Annotated in this window: 19 protein-coding genes and 3 pseudogenes; 14 read left to right on the top strand and 8 right to left on the bottom strand. The window is 59.5% G+C overall.

The features are described 5' to 3' along the window. Positions 1-75: pseudogene (locus NKH06_RS16945) on the bottom strand (DNA-binding response regulator); the annotation flags it as partial. Positions 76-1,366: 1,291 nt separating this feature from the next. Here NKH06_RS16945 and NKH06_RS16940 point away from each other — a divergent pair. The 14 genes and pseudogenes from NKH06_RS16940 to NKH06_RS16875 form a co-directional block, all read left to right on the top strand. Then, on the top strand, positions 1,367-2,152 hold the full coding sequence (locus tag NKH06_RS16940) for a type IV secretion system lytic transglycosylase VirB1 (RefSeq protein ID WP_023766572.1): 786 nt from the start codon (positions 1,367-1,369) through the stop codon (positions 2,150-2,152). Between the two features lie 14 nt (positions 2,153-2,166). Further along, on the top strand, positions 2,167-2,532 hold the full coding sequence (gene virB2 / locus NKH06_RS16935; RefSeq protein ID WP_031257862.1) for a pilin major subunit VirB2: 366 nt from the start codon (positions 2,167-2,169) through the stop codon (positions 2,530-2,532). Beyond that, positions 2,532-2,858, top strand: a complete 327-nt coding sequence (locus NKH06_RS16930; RefSeq protein ID WP_023679584.1) for a type IV secretion system protein VirB3 — start codon at positions 2,532-2,534, stop codon at positions 2,856-2,858. Before virB2 ends, NKH06_RS16930 begins: the two co-directional genes overlap by 1 nt. Next, on the top strand, positions 2,858-5,227 hold the full coding sequence (virB4, locus tag NKH06_RS16925; protein WP_023737137.1) for a type IV secretion/conjugal transfer ATPase VirB4: 2,370 nt from the start codon (positions 2,858-2,860) through the stop codon (positions 5,225-5,227). Before NKH06_RS16930 ends, virB4 begins: the two co-directional genes overlap by 1 nt. Positions 5,228-5,240: 13 nt before the next feature. Then, positions 5,241-5,924 carry a TrbJ/VirB5 family protein gene (locus NKH06_RS16920; protein ID WP_023766574.1) on the top strand — a complete coding sequence of 228 codons (684 nt, stop codon included), beginning with the start codon at positions 5,241-5,243 and terminating at the stop codon, positions 5,922-5,924. A gap of 55 nt (positions 5,925-5,979) precedes the next feature. Beyond that, positions 5,980-6,867, top strand: a complete 888-nt coding sequence (locus NKH06_RS16915; RefSeq protein WP_023766575.1) for a type IV secretion system protein — start codon at positions 5,980-5,982, stop codon at positions 6,865-6,867. A gap of 27 nt (positions 6,868-6,894) precedes the next feature. Beyond that, positions 6,895-7,053: a type IV secretion system lipoprotein VirB7 gene (locus NKH06_RS16910; RefSeq protein WP_081731114.1), complete on the top strand. Its 159-nt coding sequence runs from the start codon at positions 6,895-6,897 to the stop codon at positions 7,051-7,053. Continuing rightward, on the top strand, positions 7,050-7,763 hold the full coding sequence (locus NKH06_RS16905; RefSeq protein WP_023766576.1) for a type IV secretion system protein VirB8: 714 nt from the start codon (positions 7,050-7,052) through the stop codon (positions 7,761-7,763). The genes NKH06_RS16910 and NKH06_RS16905 overlap by 4 nt, the downstream gene beginning before the upstream one ends. Further along, positions 7,760-8,644, top strand: coding sequence for a TrbG/VirB9 family P-type conjugative transfer protein (locus NKH06_RS16900; protein WP_023766577.1), 885 nt, complete (start codon positions 7,760-7,762; stop codon positions 8,642-8,644). The genes NKH06_RS16905 and NKH06_RS16900 overlap by 4 nt, the downstream gene beginning before the upstream one ends. Then, positions 8,637-9,773 (top strand): type IV secretion system protein VirB10, encoded by a 1,137-nt coding sequence (gene virB10 / locus NKH06_RS16895; RefSeq protein ID WP_023766578.1) that lies wholly within the window; start codon positions 8,637-8,639, stop codon positions 9,771-9,773. Before NKH06_RS16900 ends, virB10 begins: the two co-directional genes overlap by 8 nt. After that, positions 9,757-10,797, top strand: a complete 1,041-nt coding sequence (gene virB11 / locus NKH06_RS16890) for a P-type DNA transfer ATPase VirB11 (RefSeq protein WP_023737143.1) — start codon at positions 9,757-9,759, stop codon at positions 10,795-10,797. The genes virB10 and virB11 overlap by 17 nt, the downstream gene beginning before the upstream one ends. Positions 10,798-11,518: 721 nt before the next feature. Then, the gene (locus tag NKH06_RS16885; RefSeq protein ID WP_023814396.1) at positions 11,519-12,205 is read left to right on the top strand and encodes a response regulator; all 687 of its coding nucleotides are present in this window, start codon (positions 11,519-11,521) and stop codon (positions 12,203-12,205) included. A gap of 26 nt (positions 12,206-12,231) precedes the next feature. Next, positions 12,232-12,387: pseudogene (locus NKH06_RS16880) on the top strand (IS6 family transposase); the annotation flags it as partial. A gap of 172 nt (positions 12,388-12,559) precedes the next feature. Next, positions 12,560-12,718, top strand: a pseudogene (locus NKH06_RS16875) (ATP-binding protein); the annotation flags it as partial. 1,059 nt (positions 12,719-13,777) lie between these two features. Here NKH06_RS16875 and groL read toward each other — a convergent pair. The 7 genes from groL to bioB form a co-directional block, all read right to left on the bottom strand. Beyond that, positions 13,778-15,445 (bottom strand): chaperonin GroEL, encoded by a 1,668-nt coding sequence (gene groL / locus NKH06_RS16865; RefSeq protein WP_023766583.1) that lies wholly within the window; start codon positions 15,443-15,445, stop codon positions 13,778-13,780. 63 nt (positions 15,446-15,508) lie between these two features. After that, complete coding sequence (groES, locus tag NKH06_RS16860) at positions 15,509-15,805, bottom strand: co-chaperone GroES (RefSeq protein ID WP_019863563.1); 297 nt, start codon at positions 15,803-15,805, stop codon at positions 15,509-15,511. 430 nt (positions 15,806-16,235) lie between these two features. Continuing rightward, positions 16,236-17,219: a 3-oxopimeloyl-[acyl-carrier-protein] synthase BioZ gene (bioZ, locus tag NKH06_RS16855; protein WP_023766585.1), complete on the bottom strand. Its 984-nt coding sequence runs from the start codon at positions 17,217-17,219 to the stop codon at positions 16,236-16,238. Then, on the bottom strand, positions 17,216-18,481 hold the full coding sequence (locus tag NKH06_RS16850; protein ID WP_023766586.1) for an adenosylmethionine--8-amino-7-oxononanoate transaminase: 1,266 nt from the start codon (positions 18,479-18,481) through the stop codon (positions 17,216-17,218). Before NKH06_RS16850 ends, bioZ begins: the two co-directional genes overlap by 4 nt. Beyond that, on the bottom strand, positions 18,481-19,116 hold the full coding sequence (bioD, locus tag NKH06_RS16845; protein ID WP_023735844.1) for a dethiobiotin synthase: 636 nt from the start codon (positions 19,114-19,116) through the stop codon (positions 18,481-18,483). Before bioD ends, NKH06_RS16850 begins: the two co-directional genes overlap by 1 nt. Then, positions 19,113-20,261 (bottom strand): 8-amino-7-oxononanoate synthase, encoded by a 1,149-nt coding sequence (locus NKH06_RS16840; protein ID WP_023814406.1) that lies wholly within the window; start codon positions 20,259-20,261, stop codon positions 19,113-19,115. The genes bioD and NKH06_RS16840 overlap by 4 nt, the downstream gene beginning before the upstream one ends. Continuing rightward, a complete protein-coding gene (gene bioB / locus NKH06_RS16835) occupies positions 20,258-21,256 on the bottom strand; it encodes a biotin synthase BioB (protein ID WP_352893463.1) in 999 nt (332 codons plus the stop codon). The genes NKH06_RS16840 and bioB overlap by 4 nt, the downstream gene beginning before the upstream one ends. Between the last annotated feature and the right edge of the window lie 33 nt (positions 21,257-21,289).

Here is a 21,289-nt window from a genome sequence, read left to right as displayed (position 1 = left end):
GGCATGCATCGTGAGATACTCGGCGATGAGGCGCCGCATTGCGGCATCATCGTCAATGACAAGAACATGTTTCAACGGCACACCTTCAATCTTGAATCCCCTTGTCTAAACCTGTTGCCGAGCAACCCTGGGGCACCGACCCAGAACAGCTGCTCCTTGATACCACTCGCCGTTGCGTGCGGCCAATGTGAGGCCGTGCTCGTCCTGTTCTTTTCATCCCCAGCGAATTGACCGCACCAAGGCAGCCCGTGGCCACCAGACAGGTCCAAGCGCCGACATGACCCTGCCGTGTGGTCCTTCGCTTTTTCGCTTCGAGCTCCCCCGTTGGTGCAGGCCTGCCAATATCACTCAAGTTCGACCTCATGGATGCCAAGTTTCCTGCTATGCCCTTGCATCCTGGTCATCCTGGAGTTTGCGGACCTGGATCATCTCGATATCCTCCGGCTCGTGGATCCAGCTCGGACATGGTTGAGCAGCGCGGCGTTTGGCTTGATCGGAGAGGCGGTCGGCGGAAGAAGACCGTGATTCGCTGCAGCGGCCTTGTGCAAAATAGTGTGTCTCCTGCCAAGCCGGCTTCGTCCAAGGTGGCCGGCGGCCTCAAATGCTGTTCGGCGACCGGCAGGTCGCCGGTTGCGGTGAACGTCCGGGCTAACATTTCTCAGTTACTGCAACTCCTCCATCTTGAGCGTGTCACTATGCTTGTCCATTGCGCCGTCGGACTCCGTCAATGACGTGCGGTTATCTGCCGATGGGACTGTGCATGATCCACCCTTTGGCGGCGGCGGCCGAACAGCTGAACGAGGCTCGCACCAGGATGGGCTGCGCCGCCACGTCTTCCCAGTTGACCCTCGCCGCCGCGGATTTGCGCCCTCGAGCCAGCTTCGCGGACGAGCTCGCGTCTCAAGCAATGATCTGAGTGTGCAGGGCCGCGCATGGCTGCTCTTTAACGACCGGCAGCATACCGGCAAAGTTGGGCCGCTTTATCGCCTTAGTCGATTCCCCACGGTGATCCCGAGCCTGAACAAGCCCGCCAAGCTCCCCATTTTGTCCTTGGCTTGGCGCTGACAGAAGTACCATCCATGACGCCAAAGTCGCGGCCCACACTCCAGGAGCAACGGACGGCCGGGACGAGCAATCCTGTACAGGAGTCATTGTACCAAGATGCTCCGGATGTCGCTGGCTGATCGGGCCCGCGCCACTCACGCATGCGCAAGATGCTCACCCACGCTGATACGAACACGGTCTTTGCTTCAATTGAAACCGAAAAGCTGAACTTGAACATCACACAGTAACAAACCTCCCCGATAAGCGCGTGCCGGACAGGGCCAGAACCCGTCCGGCGGCTTGGAAAGGTAGGTGATAGGGAATGTTTATTGCAGCTTGGCCGCTGGCCATCGTCCTGATGACATCCATGTCACTCCCAGCCGAGCCCGCGCCACTTTCTCCGCGTGAGTTCCGCAGCCTGTCGCGCAAATGCGCCCCCTGGGTTGCGCCGTCCACCCTCGCCGCGATTGCCAAGATTGAAAGTGGCTTTGAAACGCTGGTGGCTCATGACAACACCACAGGTGAGCAGCTTCGCTGGATAGACCACCTGGAAGCCACGCGGGGCATCAAGGAACGCCTCGAAGCACAACATTCTGTCGATGTTGGATTGATGCAGATAAACAGCAAGAACTTTGCCGTGCTCAATCTCACGCCGGAAAGGGCTTTCGAGCCCTGCGCCTCGCTTTCGGCTGCCGCCCACCTGCTTGAAAGCCGGTATGCTGGCGGCACCACTGCTGTGGCACAGCAACTGGCGCTTCGCCGTGCCATCTCGGCCTATAACACGGGCGACGTCACGCATGGCTTCGCCAACGGTTATGTACGCAAGGTCGAGTCGGCCGCAAAGGACATCTCAAGTCTCCTTGAGAGAACGCTGGAGCCGACTGCTCGAGATGTGCCGCACCTTGAGGCACCCGGTCGGAAAGCCGTGCCGCCTCTGCTCCAGCAGAGCCAACAGGCCAATAGAAAGAAGCAGCCCAACCAAGATTCTTGGGACATCTGGGGCTCGTATCAGCCAGACCGCTCCGGGGCCGATCCCTCCGATCCGACAGGCAGCCAGGCTGCGAAAGCACGGGAACCCTCGAACCCGAACAAACTCGTATTCGATTGAAACATGGAGATGCAATGATGACGCCACTCAAGATACTTCGTGCGCTTAAAACGCGTGTTCCTTCGCCTTTTTTCATGCTGCGCATGGCGGCTGAATATGTACCGGCCGCTGCTGCAGGCGCGGCGTGGACGGTCTTCTACAGCGGGCCAGCCGCGGCTCAGGTGACCGGAGGGACGGATCCTGCCAAGATGGTCCAGAATATCTGCACGTTCATACTTGGGCCCTTTGGACAATCACTGGCCGTGCTCGGGCTCGTAGCCATCGGTATCTCTTGGATGTTCGGTCGTGCTTCACTTGGCCTGGTTGCGGGTGTCGTTGGAGGGATCGTCATCATGTTCGGGGCCAGCTTCCTGGGCAAGGCGCTCATAGGCGGTGGCTGATGAGCGACCGGTTGGAAGTGAGCACCCTCTATGTGGCGGCGACGCGCCCGGCACTGTTTCTGGGGGTGCCGCTGACGCTGGCCGGATTGCTCATGATGTTGGCTGGGCTTGTTATCATTATCCTTCAGAACCCGCTCTACGAAATCGTTCTCGCGCCACTCTGGTTCGGAGCACGGCTGGTTGTTGAGCGTGACTATAACGCGGCAAGCGTCGTGCTGCTCTATTTGCAGACGGCCGGCAGAAGCGTGGACGGGCCGGTCTGGGGAGGCGCAAGCGTCAGCGCCAATCCGATCAGAGTGCCGAAACGCGGAAGAGGAATGGTGTAATGTTCGGCGCCAGCGGCCGGACCGAGAGGTCTGGCGAGATCTACCTTCCGTATGTTGGTCACGTAAGCGATCAGGTTGTCCTTCTGGAAGACGGATCGATCATGGCCATGGCACATGTGAACGGTGTGCCCTTTGATTTGGAAGACGCTGAGATGCGCAACTCGCGCTGCCGCGCGTTCAACACTCTCTTGCGCAACATCGCCGATGACAATGTCTCGATATACGCTCATCTTGTGAGACACAACGATGTGCCGGCGCCGGCGCCGCGCCGGTTTCAAAGTGCATTCGCTGGCAGTCTGAGCGAGGCCTACGAGCGTCGTGTGCTGTCGGGAAAGCTCTTTCGCAACGATCACTTCCTCACTTTGATCGTGTCCCCCCGCACCGCAATCGGCAAGATCGGCTTGCGGATTGCCAAGTCCCGCAGACGGAATGAGCACGATCTAGCCACCCAAATGCGGAGCCTGGAAGACCTCTGGCACATCATTGCTGGCGCACTCGGCGGTTACGGTCTGCGCCGGTTGGGCATTCGTGAGAAAGGCAACGTGCTCTTCACGGAAATCGGCGAGGCGCTTCGGCTCATGATGACTTGCCGGTTTCTTCCGGTTCCGATGGTTACCGGCTCACTTGGCGCCTCGATCTACACTGACCAGGTCATCTGCGGGAAGCGGGCGCTTGAGATTCGAAGGCCCGGGGATAGCTCCGTCGGATCATTGTTTTCGTTCCGTGAATATCCGGCGACGACGCGGCCGGGCATGCTAAATTCCTTGCTGTCCGCCAACTTCCCGCTTGTCCTGAGCCAGAGCTTTTCCTTCCTCACTCGCCCGCAAGCTCATGCCAAACTAAGCCTTAAGTCCAGCCAGATGACGAGTGCCGGCGACAAGGCTCTCACCCAGATCAATGAACTTGCCGAGGCAGAGGACGCACTGGCAAGCAACGAATTCGTGATGGGTTCGCATCATCTGAGCCTGTGCGTCTATGCCGACAGCCTCAATAGCCTTGCAGATCGCGCAGCAAGTGCCCGCGCACGGCTGGCCGACGCGGGCGCCGTTATCGTCCAAGAGGGCATCGGCATGGAGGCCGCATATTGGTCCCAACTTCCGGGGAACAACAGGTGGCGCACGCGCCCGGGGGCGATCACCTCACACAATTTTGCCGGGCTCGTCTCATTTGAGAACTTCCCAAGCGGTTCCAGTTCCGGCCACTGGGGCAATGCTGTTGCGCGCTTTCGCACAAACGGTGGAACTTCTTTCGACTACATCCCCCATGAGAATGACGTCGGCATGACGGCAATATTCGGGCCCGTTGGCAAAGGCAAGACGACGCTGATGACCTTTGTCCTCGCGATGCTTGAGCAAAGCTTGGTCGATCGCAATGGTGCGATCGTCTTCTTCGACAAGGATCGGGGTGGTGAACTGCTGGTGCGAGCCACGGGAGGGACATATCTTGCGTTGCGCAGAGGCGCTCCGAGCGGCTTGGCCCCTCTGCGTGGACTGGACAACACCTCCGCCTCTCGGGACTTTCTGCGCGAGTGGTTGATGGCCCTGATCGAGAGTGACGGCCGTGGTCCGATCTCGCCGGAGGAAAGCCGTCGGCTGGAACGCGGCATTGTTCGTCAGCTTTCGTTCGAACCCCCTATGCGCTCACTTGCGGGCCTGCGCGAGTTCCTATTGCACAGCCCCTCCGAGGGCGCAGGAGCACGGCTGCAGCGGTGGTGTAGAGGGGGGGCGCTTGGATGGGCCTTTGACGGCGACGTGGACGAAGTAAGGCTGGATGCCTCCATTACGGGCTTCGACATGACGCAGCTCCTGGAATATGAGGAGGTCTGTGCACCGGCCGCCGCATACCTTCTGCATCGAGTGGGCGCTATCGTCGATGGTCGTCGGTTCGTGATGAGCTGCGACGAATTTCGATTCTATCTACTCAACCCCCAATTCTCGGCCGTTATCGACAAGTTCTTGCTCACGGTCCGCAAAAACAACGGCATGTTGATACTCGCAACGCAGCAGCCTGAACACGTTCTGGAATCGCCTCTCGGAGCTAGTCTCGTTGCGCAATGTATGACGAAAATTTTCTACCCATCACCGACGGCGGACCGCTCTGCGTATGTCGATGGCTTGAAGTGCACTGCGCAGGAGTTCGAGGCAATCCGCCAGGGAATGGCAATCGGCAGCCGCAAGTTTTTGCTCAAGCGCGATAGCGGGAGTATTGTTTGCGAATTCGATCTTGGGCAGATGCGCGAGTACGTAGCCGTACTCTCGGGGCGGGCCAACACAGTGCGCTTTGCCGACCAGCTTCGCAACCAGCACGGAGACGCCCCAAGTGGGTGGCTCGACAAGTTCATGGCCCGGTACCATGAAGTTCAAGACTGACGGAGGAATATTCATGAAACTTGCCAAACTTGCAGTAACGACCCTTGCTGCTTCCCTTCTGCTTCACGGACAGGCCCGGTCGCAATGGATCGTCACCGACCCTGTAACAGAAACACAATCGACCTTAACAGCGATTTCCAATGCGGCGATCCTTGAGAGGTCAATCGAGACGCTCGCTACGACGATCGAAATGGTGACAATGCTAACCTCGTCATTCGCTGTCACGGGAGTGCTAAGCTCACTGAACCAAGGAAATCATTACCCGTCGAGCAATAAGCTGGAGGAGCAGATGTTTGATGCTCGGGCGCCAGCTTCGATTATCGCCCGTAACATTGCGGAGGACCCAAATCGGATAGTCACGGGCGACGATTCAGAAGCGAAACTGTTAAAGGGACAAATCGCTGGGGCCGCCAATGCCGCAGCTATTGCAGCCGACACTTTGGGCATGATGGACAAGCGCCTTAAGGATAACGCCGGCACGCTTGGTCAGCTTTCCCGCTCGGGAAATATTATGCAGGCCACCGTGACCAACGGTCTGGTCCTCAAGCAGATTCACGATGCGATGATCCAAAATGCCCAGGCCACGAGTCTGCTGACTATGGCCACTGCACAAGGGAGCCTTCACGCCGCTGAGGAGGCCGCCACGCAGCGTCGCGAACATCGGGACACCGCTCGCATTTTTGGCCCCCTCCCGTGAACGCTGAGTTCATCAGGCTCAGCTGCGCTGATCAGGGACACATCAGGCTCACGCCATGAATTTCAAAATTCCCGCGCCATTCACGACTATACACACGATCTTTCATGGGGCCTTCACGTCCGGGCTGCACAAAGTGCTTGAAAACGTCCAAGCGGCGGTCAGTGCGCCTCTGGTTGCGTGTGTCACGCTCTGGATAATAATCCAAGGCTGTCTGGTCATGCGTGGTCAAGTCGATGCGCGCGGGGGTATCTCGCGCGTAATCATGGTGTCGATTGTCGTCGCCCTTATCTTAGGGCAGGCCAACTATCAGCAGTACATTGAAGCGCTTTTCGACGAAACGATTCCGAGGTTGGCTCACGACATCAGTGGCAGCGACTTGCCCTTCATCGGAATCGCCCAGAAGCTCGACATCATGTTTGCTTCAAGCCAGTATGTCTTTCAGCTGATTGCTTCCGAAATTGGGCCTATGAACGGCCAGGACATACTTGCTTTCGAGGGAGCGCAATGGATTTTCTACGGCGCGCTGTGGACAGCGTTCGAGATCTACGATGCCGTTGGAATTCTGACGAAGGTGCTCTTGACGATCGGCCCCCTGGTCCTTGTAGGCTACCTTTTTGATCACACTCGAGACATAGCCACCAGATGGATCGGCCAACTGCTCTCGTACGGGCTGCTGCTTCTCCTCCTCAACATCGTTGCAACGATAGTAATCGCTGCCGAAGCAGTCTCGCTGGCAGCCATGCTTTTGATGATCAAATTCTCGGGCACGACAGCAGCCAAGATCATCGGGCTTTACGAGCTCGACATGCTTTTCCTAGCTGGTGACGCTCTGATCGTCGCGCTTCCGACGATCGCCAGCAGCATCGCCGGCGGCTCTTGGGGAGGTGCGAACCGACCTCTTAACAGCCTCAATCGCCACTTTGCCAAAACGGCGGGTGGTTAATCAATCGACAAGTTCGGTGCCAAAAACATGAAATATTGCCTACTTCTGTCAATCCTCGCTTTGGCCGCCTGCAAGACGAGCCATGGGCTTGCGACGTGCGCGGGTGCCCCATTCCAACTGAACGTGGGACAATGGGAAACCACCCCTGAGGATCTTCAGGTCGAATGCGCGGAAGAGCCAAAGTGAAATTTCCTGAACATGCCCTTCTGGTGGAGAGAGAAACGCTAGCCGCCCACTATAAGAAGGTGGAAGCGTTTCAAACGTCACGAGCGAAGTCTGCGCGGCGCCTGTCAAAGGCCCTGATCGCCTTTGCCGCAGCGGCGGTCCTAGGAAATGTTGCCCAGGCATTTACCATCGCTGCCATGGTCCCGTTGGCCAAGCTCGTACCTGTGTTCCTCTGGGTCCGGCCGGATGGGACCGTCGACAGCGAAGTGTCAGTGTCTCGACTGCCGGCAACCCAAGACCGAGCCGTCATAAATGCTTCGCTGTGGGAATATGTACGCCTGCGCGAGGGGTACACAGCAGATACAGCCCAATACGCCTATGACCTCGTATCCAGTTTCAGCGCGCCGACTGTGCGACAGCAATATCAAGATTTCTTCAACTATCCGAATCCCACCTCGCCGCAAGTCACGGTCGGCAAGCGCGGCAAGCTCGAGGTCGGGCATATTTCTTCAAACGACATCAGTCCGGACGTTCAACAGATCCGTTACAAACGTACGCTTGTTGTCGATGGGCAGATGCCGATAGTGACCACCTGGACAGCTACCATCCGCTACGAGCGCTTGACGGGTCTGCCTGGGCAATCGAGGCTCACCAATCCGGGAGGTCTACTCATCACTTCCTATCAAAGCTCGGAAGATAGCGTATCGAACCTGGGCTATGTGCAGCCATGACAAAAAGAGCGTTTCTCGCGCTGGTCTGTTCACTCTTCTTAACGATGGAAGCGTCCGCGGAAGACACACCACTTGCCGGCAAGCATGATGCGCGCATGCGCTACCTGGCTTACCGTCCTGACGAAGTGGTGCGCCTGTCTACCGCAGTGGGGGCAACGCTGGTTGTCACATTCGCGGCCAACGAGACAGTCGCAGCCGTGGCCGTTTCCAATAGCAAAGACCTGGCTGCGCTCCCGCGCGCCAACTATCTCTTTTTTAAGGCTAGCCGGATGCTCCCGCCGCAGCCGGTCATCGTGCTGGCCGAGAGTGAGTCCGGTACACGGAGATACGTCTTCAGTATTTCAACGAGAGCGATGCCAAAACTCGATGAGCAGCAACCTGACCTATACTACAGTGTGCAGTTCACCTATCCTGCTGATGAGGCTGCTGCTCGGAGAAAGGACGCAGAAAGGCGCTCGATTCTTGGTCAGGCCCGGGCGAAAGTGCTGCACGACGAGAGAGTTCAGGATTTGTTGAATCGGCCCGCCGCAACTACCAGTCCGGACGAAAGCAATTTTCACTACGTCGCAAAGGGCGATCGATCGCTGTCGCCGCTGCAAGTTTTCGATAATGGCTTTACCACCGTATTTGGCTTCGCAAGCAATTCCCGCATACCCTCTCTCTACATTATCAATCCCGACGGCAAGGAAGCCGCTGCCAATTACACGGTCAAAGGAGACTATGTTGAAGTATCCGCAGTCGCCCGGGAATGGCGTCTGAGAGATGGCAATACGGTCTTGTCCATTTTCAACAGGGCTTATGACCCTGTGGGACGAGCGCCAGGGACCGGTACAGTGACACCCGACGTGTGGCGCGTTTTGAAAGGCTCGGCCGATGAATGAAACCGGCCCACAGTCGGGACATGATGTCCATGCCTCCGGATCGATGGTCTCGGAGCCGGCCCGCCGGCATGTTTCGGGATTGCAGAAGTTGGCCGTCGCTGCTCTTGTTCTCATCTCATCTCTATCACTCATCTGGCTCGGAGGTCGTCCCAGCACACAAGACGAACCAACTCAGCCAAAACCTCCAATTGTCGCCGACGCCGAACCATTCCGCCCCGTGCCGATTGAGATTGCTCCCGAAGCTCCAGCAGCCGTACAGGCGGCGCAGGCAGGAGATCCTGCGCCATCCACGCCGACTTCAGCTGATCCGCCGCCGGAGGAAACACCAATTTTCGCCTACAGTGGCAGCAGTAAAATGCCCAACGACGGTCAGCGGAGCGAAGACAACCATAGGGATGCTCCCGCGACCTCGGATGAGATTTCAGACGCTGGCGATCTGTCGGCGCGATTGAAGCCAGATATACAGGAGCCAAGCCGGGCCACACTTTTGCCGCACCCTGATCTCGTGATTACTCAAGGAACGATCATCCCCTGCATTTTGCAAACGGCAGTCGACACAAATTTACCGGGTTATGTGAAGTGCGTCTTACCTAAAGACGTCCGCGGCGCCACCAACAACGTGGTGCTTTTGGATCGCGGGACGACCGTGATTGGCGAGATCCAGCGTGGTCTCCAACAGGGGGATGCGCGTGTCTTCGTGCTGTGGACGCGCATGGAAACGCCTGACCATGCCCTCGTTTCGCTAGCATCGCCGGGCGCTGACGAGCTCGGCCGCTCCGGAATGCCTGGCACGGTGGATAATCACTTCTGGCAGCGCTTTGGCGGAGCAATGCTCATGAGCGTCATTCAAGGCGCGTTTCAGGCCGCCGGTCAATACGCTGGCAGCTCAGGTGGAGGAAGCGGTATCAACAGCTTCCAGAGCAACGCCGGACAAGCCGTTGAGACGACCCTTAGAGCAACGATCAACGTTCCGCCAACTCTGAAGAAAAACCAGGGAGATGCTGTATCCATCTTTGTGGCTCGGGACCTCGATTTCTCAGATGTATACGATCTTAGAGCGACCGCCGTGGCGCCAGCCCCCCCCCAACATCGCCAACGCCGGAGAGACAACAATGCGACCGGAGGCTGACCCTCAATTGCGTTTGCTTCTCAACCCTGTTCTGAAATGGCTTGAGGAGCCAAGGACCGAAGAGGTCGCTATCAACCGGCCTGGGGAAGCCTTTGTCCGACAGGCCGGCGTTTTCACGAAACATCCGCTACCGCTATCTTATGACGATCTGGAGGACATCGCGATCCTCGCTGGAGCGCTGCGCAAGCAAGATGTCGGACCGCAAAGCCCCCTCTGTGCGACTGAGCTGCCGAACGGAGAGCGGCTGCAGATCTGTTTGCCGCCCGCTGTTCCCTCAGGAACAATAAGCCTGACGATACGGCGTCCCTCAAGTCGTGTGACCGAACTCAAGGAAGTTTCTTCTCGCTACGAATACTCGCGTTGGAATCAATGGCGGTCACGAAAGGAGCGCCAAGAGCGGCAGGACGAAACGATTCTTCAGCACTACGACCATGGTGACTTGGAGCAATTTTTGCGAGCGTGCGTTTGCGGGCGGCTCACGATGCTGCTTTGCGGACCTACTGGTAGCGGCAAAACGACAATGAGCAAGACTTTGATCAACGCTATACCCCCGCAAGAGAGGCTGATAAGTATCGAGGACACGCTCGAACTTGCAATCCCGCACGAGAATCATGTCCGGTTACTCTATCCGAAGGACCGAGCAGGCGTAGGTGCGGTGACAGCCGAGCAACTGTTGCAAGCCAGCTTGCGCATGCGCCCTGATCGAATATTGCTTGGCGAGATGCGCGATGATGCTGCTTGGGCCTACCTTAGCGAAGTCGTCTCCGGCCATGCGGGATCAATATCGACGATTCATGGGGCGGATCCGGTCCAAGGCTTTAAAAAGCTCTTTTCACTCGTCAAGAGCAGCCCGCAAGGAGCTGCTGTGGAAGACCACACGCTTCTTGACCTGCTGTCGGCTGCCATTGACGTCATTGTGCCGTTTCGTACCCACGGCGACGTGTATGAGGTGGGGGAGGTGTGGCTCGCCGCCGATGCCCGGCGACGCGGAGAGACAGTAGCCGATCTTCTCAATAAGCACTAAGGCTCGAGCACGTCGGGGATCGGTAAGTCGTTTGTGATATGATGGCGCAACTTGTTCAGATTCAACGTCACTTTGATTTGACCGAGGTTGATTATGGGAGGACGACTGGGCGTAGCCCTTCGGTCACAAGCCTGAACTCTTCGGCCGCCCTGTCGGCGCGGCAAGCTGCGGCACGATTCGACTGGGTGTATCGAGCGCGTCCGCTGAATTGCGCGGGCGACGCTCAGCGAGCTGGTGCCGATGCCTGCTTCAAAAGCGGCATCGACACCCGGCAGGTCGTACCCTTGATTTACCTAGCCGCGCTCAAATGAGCGTCTTCAAAGCCGCCGAACGTGGTTCGGAATGACCGGTTGGTAAATCGGGAAGTGCTATACAGGGAATCCTCCCGGTATTGCCTCCAGGGGGTCCTCTCAATGAACAAAGCCGCAACCTGCCCTTGCGACCTCAGCTGGAGTTTGCGACGCAACCCATATAGGAGGATCGATGCGCAGAGAAATCGCAGGCAGAGTCGGTGGCATTGTGGGCTGGCCGACCGACGGTTTCAGCCCGTCAACAGGTCTTCACGTGTTCCATCCCCGACTATTGCAGGCGTGCGGATTGCATTCTCCCGCGATCACCCATCGGAAAGAGCGTTACGAACACTACGAAGAGTTGCGCGACTTCTGCTGTCGCCCCGGTCTTACAGCGGACGGTGACCTGTCCTACCTTGATAGGACGTGAAATGCGAACGCTGCTCATTGATCATCACGTGGATCTTACGCGCGCCGTGCGAGCTGCGCTCGGGGATAGCGGTTTTGCCGTTGATGTAGTTGGCAACCTGGAACAGGCGTCGAGGGCATTCTGTTGCGCAACCTATGAAATTCTCCTGCTGGAGTTGGCTCTGCCAGATGGCGATGGCTTGGGCTGGCTGAGACAGCTAAGGAGCGACGGGCATTCAGTTCCAACCCTCATTATGAGTAGCATCAACGATCTCGAGAAGCGAATTGCAATTTTCAACGGTGGCGCGGACGATTTTCTGCTCAAGCCCGTCTCTTTCGATGAGCTCATCGCCAGAATGAGAGCCATTCTGCGCCGGTCGACACAGGTGACCGACCCCATCGTTGTATTTGGCAATCTCAATTTCGATCCGATCGGCCGACAGGTTTCCGTCTCGGGTCATCCTCTGAAGATCGCACGCCGCGAACTATGTATTTTAGAGCATCTGCTTATCCGTGCAGGCCGCATCGTGCCTCGTGCGCAGTTGGAAGATCACCTCTATTCGTTCAACGACGAGGTATCTGCCAACGCGCTTGAAGTCGGAATCTATCGCTTACGTGGACACCTGAGTAGGTCAGGTGCAACGCCACGGATCACGACCGTGCGCGGCATTGGTTACCTTCTTGAATTGACTGAGGCGGCATCCGCATAGTTGGTCTAAATTGAAAGAACAGACTGCGTATCAAGCGCCGCATTCGATCCATCGGCTTCAAGTCGCAGGCGAGCGCCGTGGTTATCCTCTCCGGCATCGAGATGATCCACATGATTGGCAAGCGACAGGCGAGGTATGACTACAAGTCTGTCGATCGCTGTTTCGATATCCTCGCTGCCTGACGGACAGGCCGAAATGGCCGTTCACACCCCCATTTCCAGGTTTGCGACAGAGCCTTTTGTCGGCGTTGCCGGCTTCGAAGGGCCGGTGCGCGCCGAGCGCATCAAGATCATCCCCGGCCACCTTGCTGCGGCCACTCGCCGAGTACGAAGCGGTGGTCGGAGGGAGCTGGTGATGACGACGCTAGATCATGACCTGCTGATCGCAATCCTGGATCGGCTGAAGTTGACGGCCATCCGCGACCAGCTCGACACGCTCATGTCGAGCAAGATCGCGCAGTTCCCGTTTGTCCGCGAACTCGACGGCTTCGGCTTCGACGCGCAGCCATCGGTCTGCTTCAGCCAAACGTATTCATAGGTATGGGACAGGCCTTGCTATGTCCGAACGTCACTGCGCGGCAAAAACGTTGGATTTCTCAAGAAATAAAGTATTGGACAGTGCCCAATTTACCGTTGGAAAAGCTGGATATGGCGTTTCAGCGTTTCAGCGAAATAACCGAAATCAATCACTCCTAACAGCAAAGGCAACCGGAACTCGATCGCTTCCGTTGCCCGCGACTTAGCGAAACGCTTGTTCGCGATTTACTAAAACGGCTGTCCCAATTTAGTGAAATCCGCAGACAAGCCGCTGGAGGTTGGCCAAAGGCCACCCACGCCTGCTCCGAGGCCCTCCAGGGCAATGGTCTGAGACCTGGGCTCAAGCAGGATGAGACGCCGCTGGAGCTCAGGTGCAAGCGCTGCCACGCCCGCTCCGAGGCCCCACAAGGCCGAAGCGCAGTCGTCGGGGTCACGAGGCCTCTCGGCCACGACGACGAGCCTGAACCTGGATCCGCCTTTCTTGAGGCGTTGCGACTATCATCGCGGCGACACGCAGCTCTTGATTTGTGTGCGACACCTCAGCAGATCCATCGGGCTGAGCCGCTCAGCAATATCAACGAGAATGTCCAGCGGCAGATCAAGGATACTCAGAGGAGGAAACGCTTGATCTTGAGGCTCAGAGCGCGTCTGCTCCACTATAGAACAGGATGATTCACCGGGTCCTTCAACGCCAGCCGCCGGTCCGATGAGAGAATTGTCTCGGATATCACGCTCGATGGGGTTAAATGCCGAGATGGGCGCCTTGCCACGCTCCTCAATGCCCCTCATGATTCACCGCCTATAGCTACCAACTGAATGAATCATCGTGATTGTCGCGCAGCGGAATCCTCAAGGATCGGGCAGTTCGTAGGGGGCGCCGGTTTGACCAGGTTGAGCCCGCGAATTGCTCGATCGGACAAGATCCTAATTCTGACGAGATCCTCGGGACGCACTCCAAGTTGTCGATCATGTTCGGCACACAAGGAAAGGGCGGCATTGCTGCCGCCCTTTCCCCTGTAGGTTGATAGGGGCTGGATTAGAAATCCATGCCGCCCATGCCGCCCATGCCGCCCATACCGCCGCCGCCCATGCCGCCAGGCATGCCGCCGCCGCCAGCCGACTCCTTCTTCGGAGCCTCCGCGATCATGGCTTCGGTGGTGACCAGCAGGCCGGCGACCGAGGCCGCGTCCTGGAGAGCCGTACGGACAACCTTGACCGGATCGACGATACCCATGGCGATCATGTCGCCATATTCGCCGGTCTGGGCGTTGTAGCCGAAGGTCGCGCCCTTGTTCTCAAGGATCTTGCCGGCAACGATCGATGCTTCCGCACCGGCGTTGGCCGCGATCTGGCGGGCCGGAGCCTGCAGCGCACGACGAACGATGTTGATGCCGGCGGCCTGGTCGGCATTGACGCCGGTGACCTTGATGTCGGCCGAAGCGCGCAGGAGAGCGACGCCGCCGCCTGCAACGATGCCTTCTTCGACGGCCGCGCGGGTCGCGTTGAGGGCGTCATCGACGCGGTCCTTCTTTTCCTTGACTTCGACTTCCGTGGCACCGCCGACGCGGATCACCGCAACGCCGCCGGCGAGCTTCGCCAGACGTTCCTGCAGCTTCTCCTTGTCGTAGTCCGAAGTGGTCTCTTCGATCTGCTGCTTGATCTGGGCAACGCGGCCCTGGATCTCGGCCTTCTTGCCGGCGCCGTCGACGATGGTGGTGTTCTCCTTGGAGATCGACACCTTCTTGGCGCGGCCGAGCATGTTGAGGCCGACGTTCTCGAGCTTGATGCCGAGGTCTTCCGAGATGACCTGGCCACCGGTGAGGATGGCGATGTCTTCCAGCATGGCCTTGCGGCGATCACCGAAGCCCGGCGCCTTGACGGCGGCGATCTTCAGGCCGCCACGCAGCTTGTTGACGACCAGCGTGGCCAGGGCCTCGCCTTCGACGTCTTCCGAGATGATGAGCAGCGGCTTCGAGGTCTGCACGACGGCTTCGAGAACCGGCAGCATCGCCTGCAGGTTGGACAGCTTCTTCTCGTGCAGGAGGATGTAGACGTCCTCGAGCTCGGCAACCATCTTGTCGGCGTTGGTGACGAAGTAGGGCGAGAGATAGCCGCGGTCGAACTGCATGCCTTCGACGACCTCGAGTTCAGTCTCGGCGGTCTTGGCTTCCTCAACCGTGATGACGCCTTCGTTGCCGACCTTCTGCATCGCTTCGGCGATCATCTTGCCGACCGACTCGTCGCCATTGCCGGCGATCGTGCCGACCTGGGCAACTTCCTCGGAGGTCTTGATCTTCTTGGCAGCCTTGCCGAGCGCCGCGACGACTTCGGTCACGGCCAGATCGATGCCGCGCTTCAGGTCCATCGGGTTCATGCCGGCGGCAACGGCCTTGTTGCCTTCCTGGACGATCGACTGCGCCAGAACGGTCGCGGTTGTGGTGCCGTCGCCGGCGATGTCGTTGGTCTTCGAAGCAACTTCGCGGATCATCTGCGCGCCCATGTTTTCGAACTTGTCGGAAAGTTCGATTTCCTTGGCGACGGTGACCCCGTCCTTGGTGATGCGCGGTGCGCCGAACGACTTGTCGATGACGACGTTGCGGCCCTTGGGGCCGAGGGTGACCTTCACCGCGTCGGCGAGGATGTTGATGCCGTGAAGCATGCGCTCACGGGCATCGCGGGAGAATTTTACGTCTTTGGCAGCCATTTTTTTACTCCTGGGCATCTCGCCCGAAATTCAGATTTGATGGTGCGAAGGAAAGGCCTGATATCAGCCGATGATGCCCATAATGTCGGATTCCTTCATGATCAGAAGGTCTTCGCCATTGAGCTTGACTTCGGTACCCGACCACTTGCCGAACAGGATGCGGTCGCCGGCCTTGACGTCCAGCGGGACCAGCTTGCCTGCTTCGTCACGAGCGCCGGAGCCGACGGCGATGATCTCGCCTTCCTGCGGCTTTTCCTTCGCCGTATCCGGGATGATGATCCCGCCGGCGGTCTTGGATTCGGATTCGACCCGGCGAACGACCACGCGGTCATGCAGCGGCCGGAAATTCGACTTTGCCATTTTTGGATGTCCTTGGTGCGGATGTTGAACGGTTCTCCGTTGCCGGAGCGTGCTTAGCACTCAGCGGAAGCGAGTGCTAACGCGGCAATGAGATAAGCCGCATGCTCCTGCTAGTCAAGACGAAAGAGCAAAGAGCAAAGAGAAAAGAGCAGACAGCAAAGAGAAGAGAGCAAAGACCGTGTAAGCATCGAGCCTTTTATGTGAACAATGTCGGGTATCAGACATATATGGGGCGGCTCACCCTTTGTATTTGAGCTTTATTCAGATGGCACGAATGATGCAACAGGTGATGCATTTGATCTCATCCAGAGGCTCGCACGGGGTCGTGCTGCGTCAGCTCGGTCATGTCGAGCTTCAGAAGGCCATTTTGGCATTGGTTCTGTTGCCCTATTCCCATTCATGACCAGTCCTGCGCGCGTGAGCCGGCCGGCTAGATTCCAACCACGAGAGCGCCGCCGCTGAGACCCGCACCCGCCGCCGACAGAAGGATTTTCTCTCCAGGCTGGAATGGCTCCGTCTGGTTGGCGAGCGAGAGCGACAGCGGGATCGTCGCGGCCGAAGAGTTGCCGTATTCGGCAATCGTCTTGACAATTGCTTGGTCCGCGATGCCGAGGTTCCTCCCGACCGCGTCGAAAATCCGAGTATTGGCCTGATGGGGCACGAACCGGCCGAGATCGTGTGGCCGCACTCCGGCAGCGGCTAGCGCGCTTATCGAGCAATTGGTCATCATCTCGACGGCCTTTGCGAACACTTCGCGGCCGTCCGTCATCCTCATTCGGGTTTGCGCGAGATCGAGGTCACCGTGGAACGGCTTGTTGCTTCCTCCTGCGGGAATCTGGATCAGCCCGTATCGCGAGCCGTCCGAAGCCACCGAGGCACCGAGAATGCCCCGATCAGCATCATCGCACTGACCGATCACCAGGGCGCCGGCGGCATCGGCAAACAGGACCGAGCTTGCGCGCTCGGCTGGATTGATGCGGCGGCTGAGGATATTGGCGGCGATAACAAGGCTCGCTTTGCCGTGCAGGCGGGTAAATCCGTCCGCAAACATCAGCGCATAGATGAAGCCGGCGCAGGCGCCTGTCAGATCCACCGCGCCTGCGCTGCCAAGGCCAAGCTTGTGTGCGACCAGCGGCGCGCTCGGCGGCAGAAGATGGTCGGGCGTCGAGGTGGCAAGCAACAGCAGACCGATGTCGTGGCGCGCAATACCGGCGTTCGCCAGCGCCATGTCGCCGGCCTGCGCAGCAAGACCAGACAGCGTGTCTTCGTCGGTTGCCCAGAAGCGCGACCGTATCCCGGTACGCCTTTCGATCCAGCCTGGATCAAGACCGAGATTGCTCTCGATTTCGGCATTCGCCACCTTTCGCCCAGGCGCATGATGGCCAAACCCGAGAATGCGCGACGACTTGCTCATGGCCTGGACCCGAAGCGTTCGCCCGCCTCCTCAATGGCGTCATAGAGTCGCTCGAGCTCGTCGCCGGTGATGCAATAGGGTGGCAGAAGGTAGAGGACATTGCCGAGCGGGCGCACAAGTAGCCCTCGCTCGAGGAAGAAAGCGCGCAGTTTCGGTCCGATCTCGGCGAGATAACCTGCGGAACCGGTTCGCAGGTCGAGCGCCGCGATCGTGCCGGTCGCCCGGCAGTCGGTGAAGAAGCTGTTGTCGCGAAAGCGTCGAAGCCCGGTGGCCTGCATTGCGCTCAAGGCCGCAATGCGCTCGGCCACCGGCTCGTCCCGCCAGATCTCGACATTGGCAAGTGCTGCCGCGCAGGCAATCGGGTTGGCAGTGTAGGAGCTCGAATGGAAAAATGTCTTCTTCCGGTCCTCGGAATAATGAGCCTGGAAGATGGCATCGGTGGCAAGCGTTACGGCCAGCGGGATGGCGCCGCCGGTCAGGCCTTTCGAGGTGCACAGGATATCTGGAGAGATCGATGCCTGCTCGCAGGCGAACATGGTTCCGGTCCGCCCCCAGCCGGTCATCACTTCGTCGGCGATCAGCAGCGTGCCGGAGGCCTCAGTGATCTTCTTCAATTCGGCCAGAACTGAAGCCGGATACATCAGCATGCCGCCGGCGCCCAGCACCAGCGGCTCGACGATTAAGGCTGCGGCTCGTCGATCGCGGGTCACAGCCTCTAAACGATCCAGCGTCTCTTGCTCGCGCCCCGCTGCCGGAAAGGGGATGGTGGCGACCTCGAACAGCAAGGGTTCGTAGGCGGCGTTGAACACGCCACGCGCACCGACGCTCATCGTGCCGATCGTGTCGCCATGATAGCTGTGATCCATGACGACGATGCGCGAGCGTGGGGCGCCGATATTGCGGAAATAACCGAGCGCCATCTTCAGCGCTACTTCGACCGAGGTCGAGCCACTGTCGGAATAGAACACCCAGTCGAGTCCAGCGGGAGCGAGGCCGACAAGCGCCTTGGCCAAGCGCTCTGCCGGCTCGTGCGTGAAGCCCGCAAAGATAATCTGGTCGAGGCTCGACGCGGTTGTCTCGATTGCCTTCATGATGCGGGGATGGCGGTGGCCATGTGTGACGACCCACCAGGAGGAGATGGCGTCCAGGATGCGGGCGCCGTCGGCCCTGCGGAGATAGGCGCCTTCAGTCCGGACGATTTCTGGGATCGCAGGCTCGAGCGCGTGCTGGGTGAAGGGATGCCACACATGAGACTGCGACATCAGTCACCTCCAGTAATCGAGGCGAAGGCGAAGCCGGCAATCATTGCGTCCCTCAGTGTCTTGCCGGTCAGCAGATCGAGGTGCGGCAGCCTGCCGAGCTGCGGCGCACCGCTGAATTCCACGATGGTCCGTTGCGTATCGGCCATCTCATCGCCGATGAAAGCGATGCCGGCCAACGGGATGGATCGGGCGCGGAGCGCCTCGATCGAGAGCAAGGTGTGGTTGATGGTGCCGAGCGTGGTGCGGGCGCACAGAATAACGGGCAGCCGCCATTCAGCGAAGATGTCGATGAGCCTTGTGCGCCGGTTAAGCGGCACCATCAGGCCGCCGGAGCCTTCGATGACGAGCGGCGTCGGTAGGACGGGAAAAGCAAGATCGGCAGCCTTGATCGCCACGCCGTCGATCTCGGCCGAACGATGCGGCGACAGCGGGCTCCGCAAGCGGTAGGCTTCCGGCAGCACGCGCTCTGAGGGCAAGCCGGCAAGCCGCGCGACCACTTCGCTGTCGGTCTCGCCGTCGAGGCCCGATTGCACCGGTTTCCAGTAAAAGCCGTCGAGCAAACCGGCGAGCCCAGCCGCAAACACGGTCTTGCCAACTCCCGTGTCGGTTCCGGTGATGACGATGCGTTGGGTCATACCGCCTCCGGTGATGTTTGGGCCAACACCTCGACCAGCGCCTCGACCATGGCGGAAATGTCGGCTTCGCCGATATTGAGCGTCAGTGAGATGCGCAGCCGCGACGTGCGCACGGTCGGAGGACGAATACCGCGTATGTCGAAGCCGCGGGCCTGCAGGCGCGCCGCCACTGCCATGGTGCGCCTGATATCGCCGATTACGAGGGGCTGGATCTGCGAGCCGCTGGGTATCACGCCGCAGCGCTCGGCCAGCTGGCGGCCGGCGAGGGCAACGCGTTCATGCAGCTGAACACGCCGCATAGGCTCGTCGGCGAGCATTGCGAGTGCTTCGCGCACTGCCACTGCCATCAGCGGCGATGGCGCGGTGGCGTAGATGAATGGCCGGCAACGGTTGATCAGATACTCGCACAGTGCCCTCGGCCCGGTCACGAGCCCACCAGATGCGCCGAGCGCCTTGCCGCAGGTGTGGAGCGCGACGATGTTGTCGCGGCCCTCGAAAGCGGCGGCAAGCCCCCGGCCGTCCGGTCCCCAGACGCCGGTCGAATGCGCCTCGTCAATGACGATGAATGCGCCGTGCCGATCGGCAAGCGCGACCAGGCTCTCCAAAGGCGCGCAGTCGCCATCCATGCTGTAAAGGCTCTCCACCGCGATCCAGACGCATCCCATGCCGCCTGCGGCGCGCCAACGTGTGATCGCATCCTCAACAGCGGTGGCATCGTTGTGCGCGGCCAGCACGAACTGTGCGCGCCCGGCCTGCGCACCCTCATGCATGCTGGCATGGGCGAGCTCATCGAGAACCAAAAGATCGCCCTTCCGCGGCAGGGCGCTCAGCAGAGCGAAGTTGGCGATGTAGCCGCTGCCGAAGAACAGCGCGCGGTCGGCTCCAAAGAATGCCGCCGCGTCTGCCTCGAGCTGCTCGTGTTCCGGTGCATTGCCGCGCAACAGCCGCGACCCGGTGGCGCCAACCGGCGTGCCCCGCGCAATCGCCGCCACAACAGCATCGCCAAGTCTCCTGGACGAGGCCAGCCCGAGATAGTCGTTCGACGAGAAATCGAGACCTGCGCGCGGCGCAAGCGTCCGCAGCCGGTCCTTGCGGGCCAGTCCCTGCAAGGTCGCGTCATAGCGGGCAAGCGGTGCCCCGTTCATTGCGCCTCGAGTTCCATCGGCTCAATGCCGAGACGGCGGAACAGAAGGCTATCCTTGTCCTCACCGGGATTGTCCGCCGTCAGCAGCGTGTCGCCGACGAAAATCGAGTTGGCACCGGCAAAAAAGGACAGCGCCTGCATCTCGTCGGTCATGGCGGTGCGGCCGGCGGAAAGACGCACATGCGATTTCGGCATCATGATGCGCGCCAGCGCGATCACGCGCACGAATTCGATCGGCTCAATGGGCTTGGCATCGGCAAGCGGCGTGCCGGCGATCGGAATCAGCATGTTGATCGGAATGCTTTGCGGATGTTCCGGCAGATTGGCCAGCGTCACCAGCATGTCGATCCGGTCCACCGGCTCCTCGCCCATGCCGATAATGCCGCCGCAGCAGACCTTGATGCCAGATTGGCGAACGTGCTCAAGCGTGTCGAGCCGCTCGGCATAGCCGCGCGTGCTGATGACCTCGCTGTAGTAGCGTTCCGACGTATCGATGTTGTGGTTGTAATAGTCGAGACCCGCCTGCTTCAGACGAGCGGCTTGCTCAAGATCGAGCATGCCCAGCGTCATGCAGGTCTCCATGCCCAGCGCCTTGACGCCCTCGACCATCGCCACCATCGCATCCATGTCGCGCGCCTTGGGGTTTCGCCAGGCCGCGCCCATGCAATAACGCGTGGCGCCGGCATCACGCGCCTTGGTCGCCTCGGCGATGACGCGCCGGACCTCCATCAGCTTCGACGCCTTCAGGCCGGTTTCGTGACGCGCCGACTGGCTGCAATAGCCACAATCCTCCGGGCATCCTCCCGTCTTGATGCTGAGCAGCCGGCTGAGCTGGACCTTGTTTGGATCGAAATTCTGGCGGTGCACCGTTTGCGCCAGGAAGAGGAGATTGTTGAAGGGGGCATGGTAAAGTGCCTGAGCCTTCTCCAGGGTCCACGCTCCGGGGTCAGGGGATTGAGCCTGTGGCGATGTCTGCGTTGAACCTGCCGTTTGCATGTCCATGCTGTTCCTCCGGTCTGTCTTGCGGGG

Origin of the sequence: Mesorhizobium sp. M1342 (genome assembly GCF_040317955.1) — a bacterium.
In the GTDB taxonomy this organism is placed as follows: Bacteria; Pseudomonadota; Alphaproteobacteria; order Rhizobiales; family Rhizobiaceae; genus Mesorhizobium.
This window is presented reverse-complemented; position numbering and strand designations above follow the sequence as displayed.

What these genes read in the sequence shown, in the direction of transcription:
- virB4 (WP_023737137.1), top strand. Translation starts at nt 2,858, where the DNA reads ATGTTCGGCGCCAGCGGCCGGACCGAGAGGTCTGGCGAGATCTACCTT.
- NKH06_RS16900 (WP_023766577.1), top strand. Translation starts at nt 7,760, where the DNA reads ATGACAAAAAGAGCGTTTCTCGCGCTGGTCTGTTCACTCTTCTTAACG.
- NKH06_RS16930 (WP_023679584.1), top strand. Translation starts at nt 2,532, where the DNA reads ATGAGCGACCGGTTGGAAGTGAGCACCCTCTATGTGGCGGCGACGCGC.
- virB10 (WP_023766578.1), top strand. Translation starts at nt 8,637, where the DNA reads ATGAATGAAACCGGCCCACAGTCGGGACATGATGTCCATGCCTCCGGA.
- NKH06_RS16885 (WP_023814396.1), top strand. Translation starts at nt 11,519, where the DNA reads ATGCGAACGCTGCTCATTGATCATCACGTGGATCTTACGCGCGCCGTG.
- NKH06_RS16850 (WP_023766586.1), bottom strand. Translation starts at nt 18,481, where the DNA reads ATGTCGCAGTCTCATGTGTGGCATCCCTTCACCCAGCACGCGCTCGAG.
- groES (WP_019863563.1), bottom strand. Translation starts at nt 15,805, where the DNA reads ATGGCAAAGTCGAATTTCCGGCCGCTGCATGACCGCGTGGTCGTTCGC.
- NKH06_RS16840 (WP_023814406.1), bottom strand. Translation starts at nt 20,261, where the DNA reads ATGAACGGGGCACCGCTTGCCCGCTATGACGCGACCTTGCAGGGACTG.
- bioD (WP_023735844.1), bottom strand. Translation starts at nt 19,116, where the DNA reads ATGACCCAACGCATCGTCATCACCGGAACCGACACGGGAGTTGGCAAG.
- virB11 (WP_023737143.1), top strand. Translation starts at nt 9,757, where the DNA reads ATGCGACCGGAGGCTGACCCTCAATTGCGTTTGCTTCTCAACCCTGTT.
- NKH06_RS16920 (WP_023766574.1), top strand. Translation starts at nt 5,241, where the DNA reads ATGAAACTTGCCAAACTTGCAGTAACGACCCTTGCTGCTTCCCTTCTG.
- virB2 (WP_031257862.1), top strand. Translation starts at nt 2,167, where the DNA reads ATGATGACGCCACTCAAGATACTTCGTGCGCTTAAAACGCGTGTTCCT.
- NKH06_RS16940 (WP_023766572.1), top strand. Translation starts at nt 1,367, where the DNA reads ATGTTTATTGCAGCTTGGCCGCTGGCCATCGTCCTGATGACATCCATG.
- bioZ (WP_023766585.1), bottom strand. Translation starts at nt 17,219, where the DNA reads ATGAGCAAGTCGTCGCGCATTCTCGGGTTTGGCCATCATGCGCCTGGG.
- groL (WP_023766583.1), bottom strand. Translation starts at nt 15,445, where the DNA reads ATGGCTGCCAAAGACGTAAAATTCTCCCGCGATGCCCGTGAGCGCATG.
- NKH06_RS16915 (WP_023766575.1), top strand. Translation starts at nt 5,980, where the DNA reads ATGAATTTCAAAATTCCCGCGCCATTCACGACTATACACACGATCTTT.
- NKH06_RS16910 (WP_081731114.1), top strand. Translation starts at nt 6,895, where the DNA reads ATGAAATATTGCCTACTTCTGTCAATCCTCGCTTTGGCCGCCTGCAAG.
- bioB (WP_352893463.1), bottom strand. Translation starts at nt 21,256, where the DNA reads ATGCAAACGGCAGGTTCAACGCAGACATCGCCACAGGCTCAATCCCCT.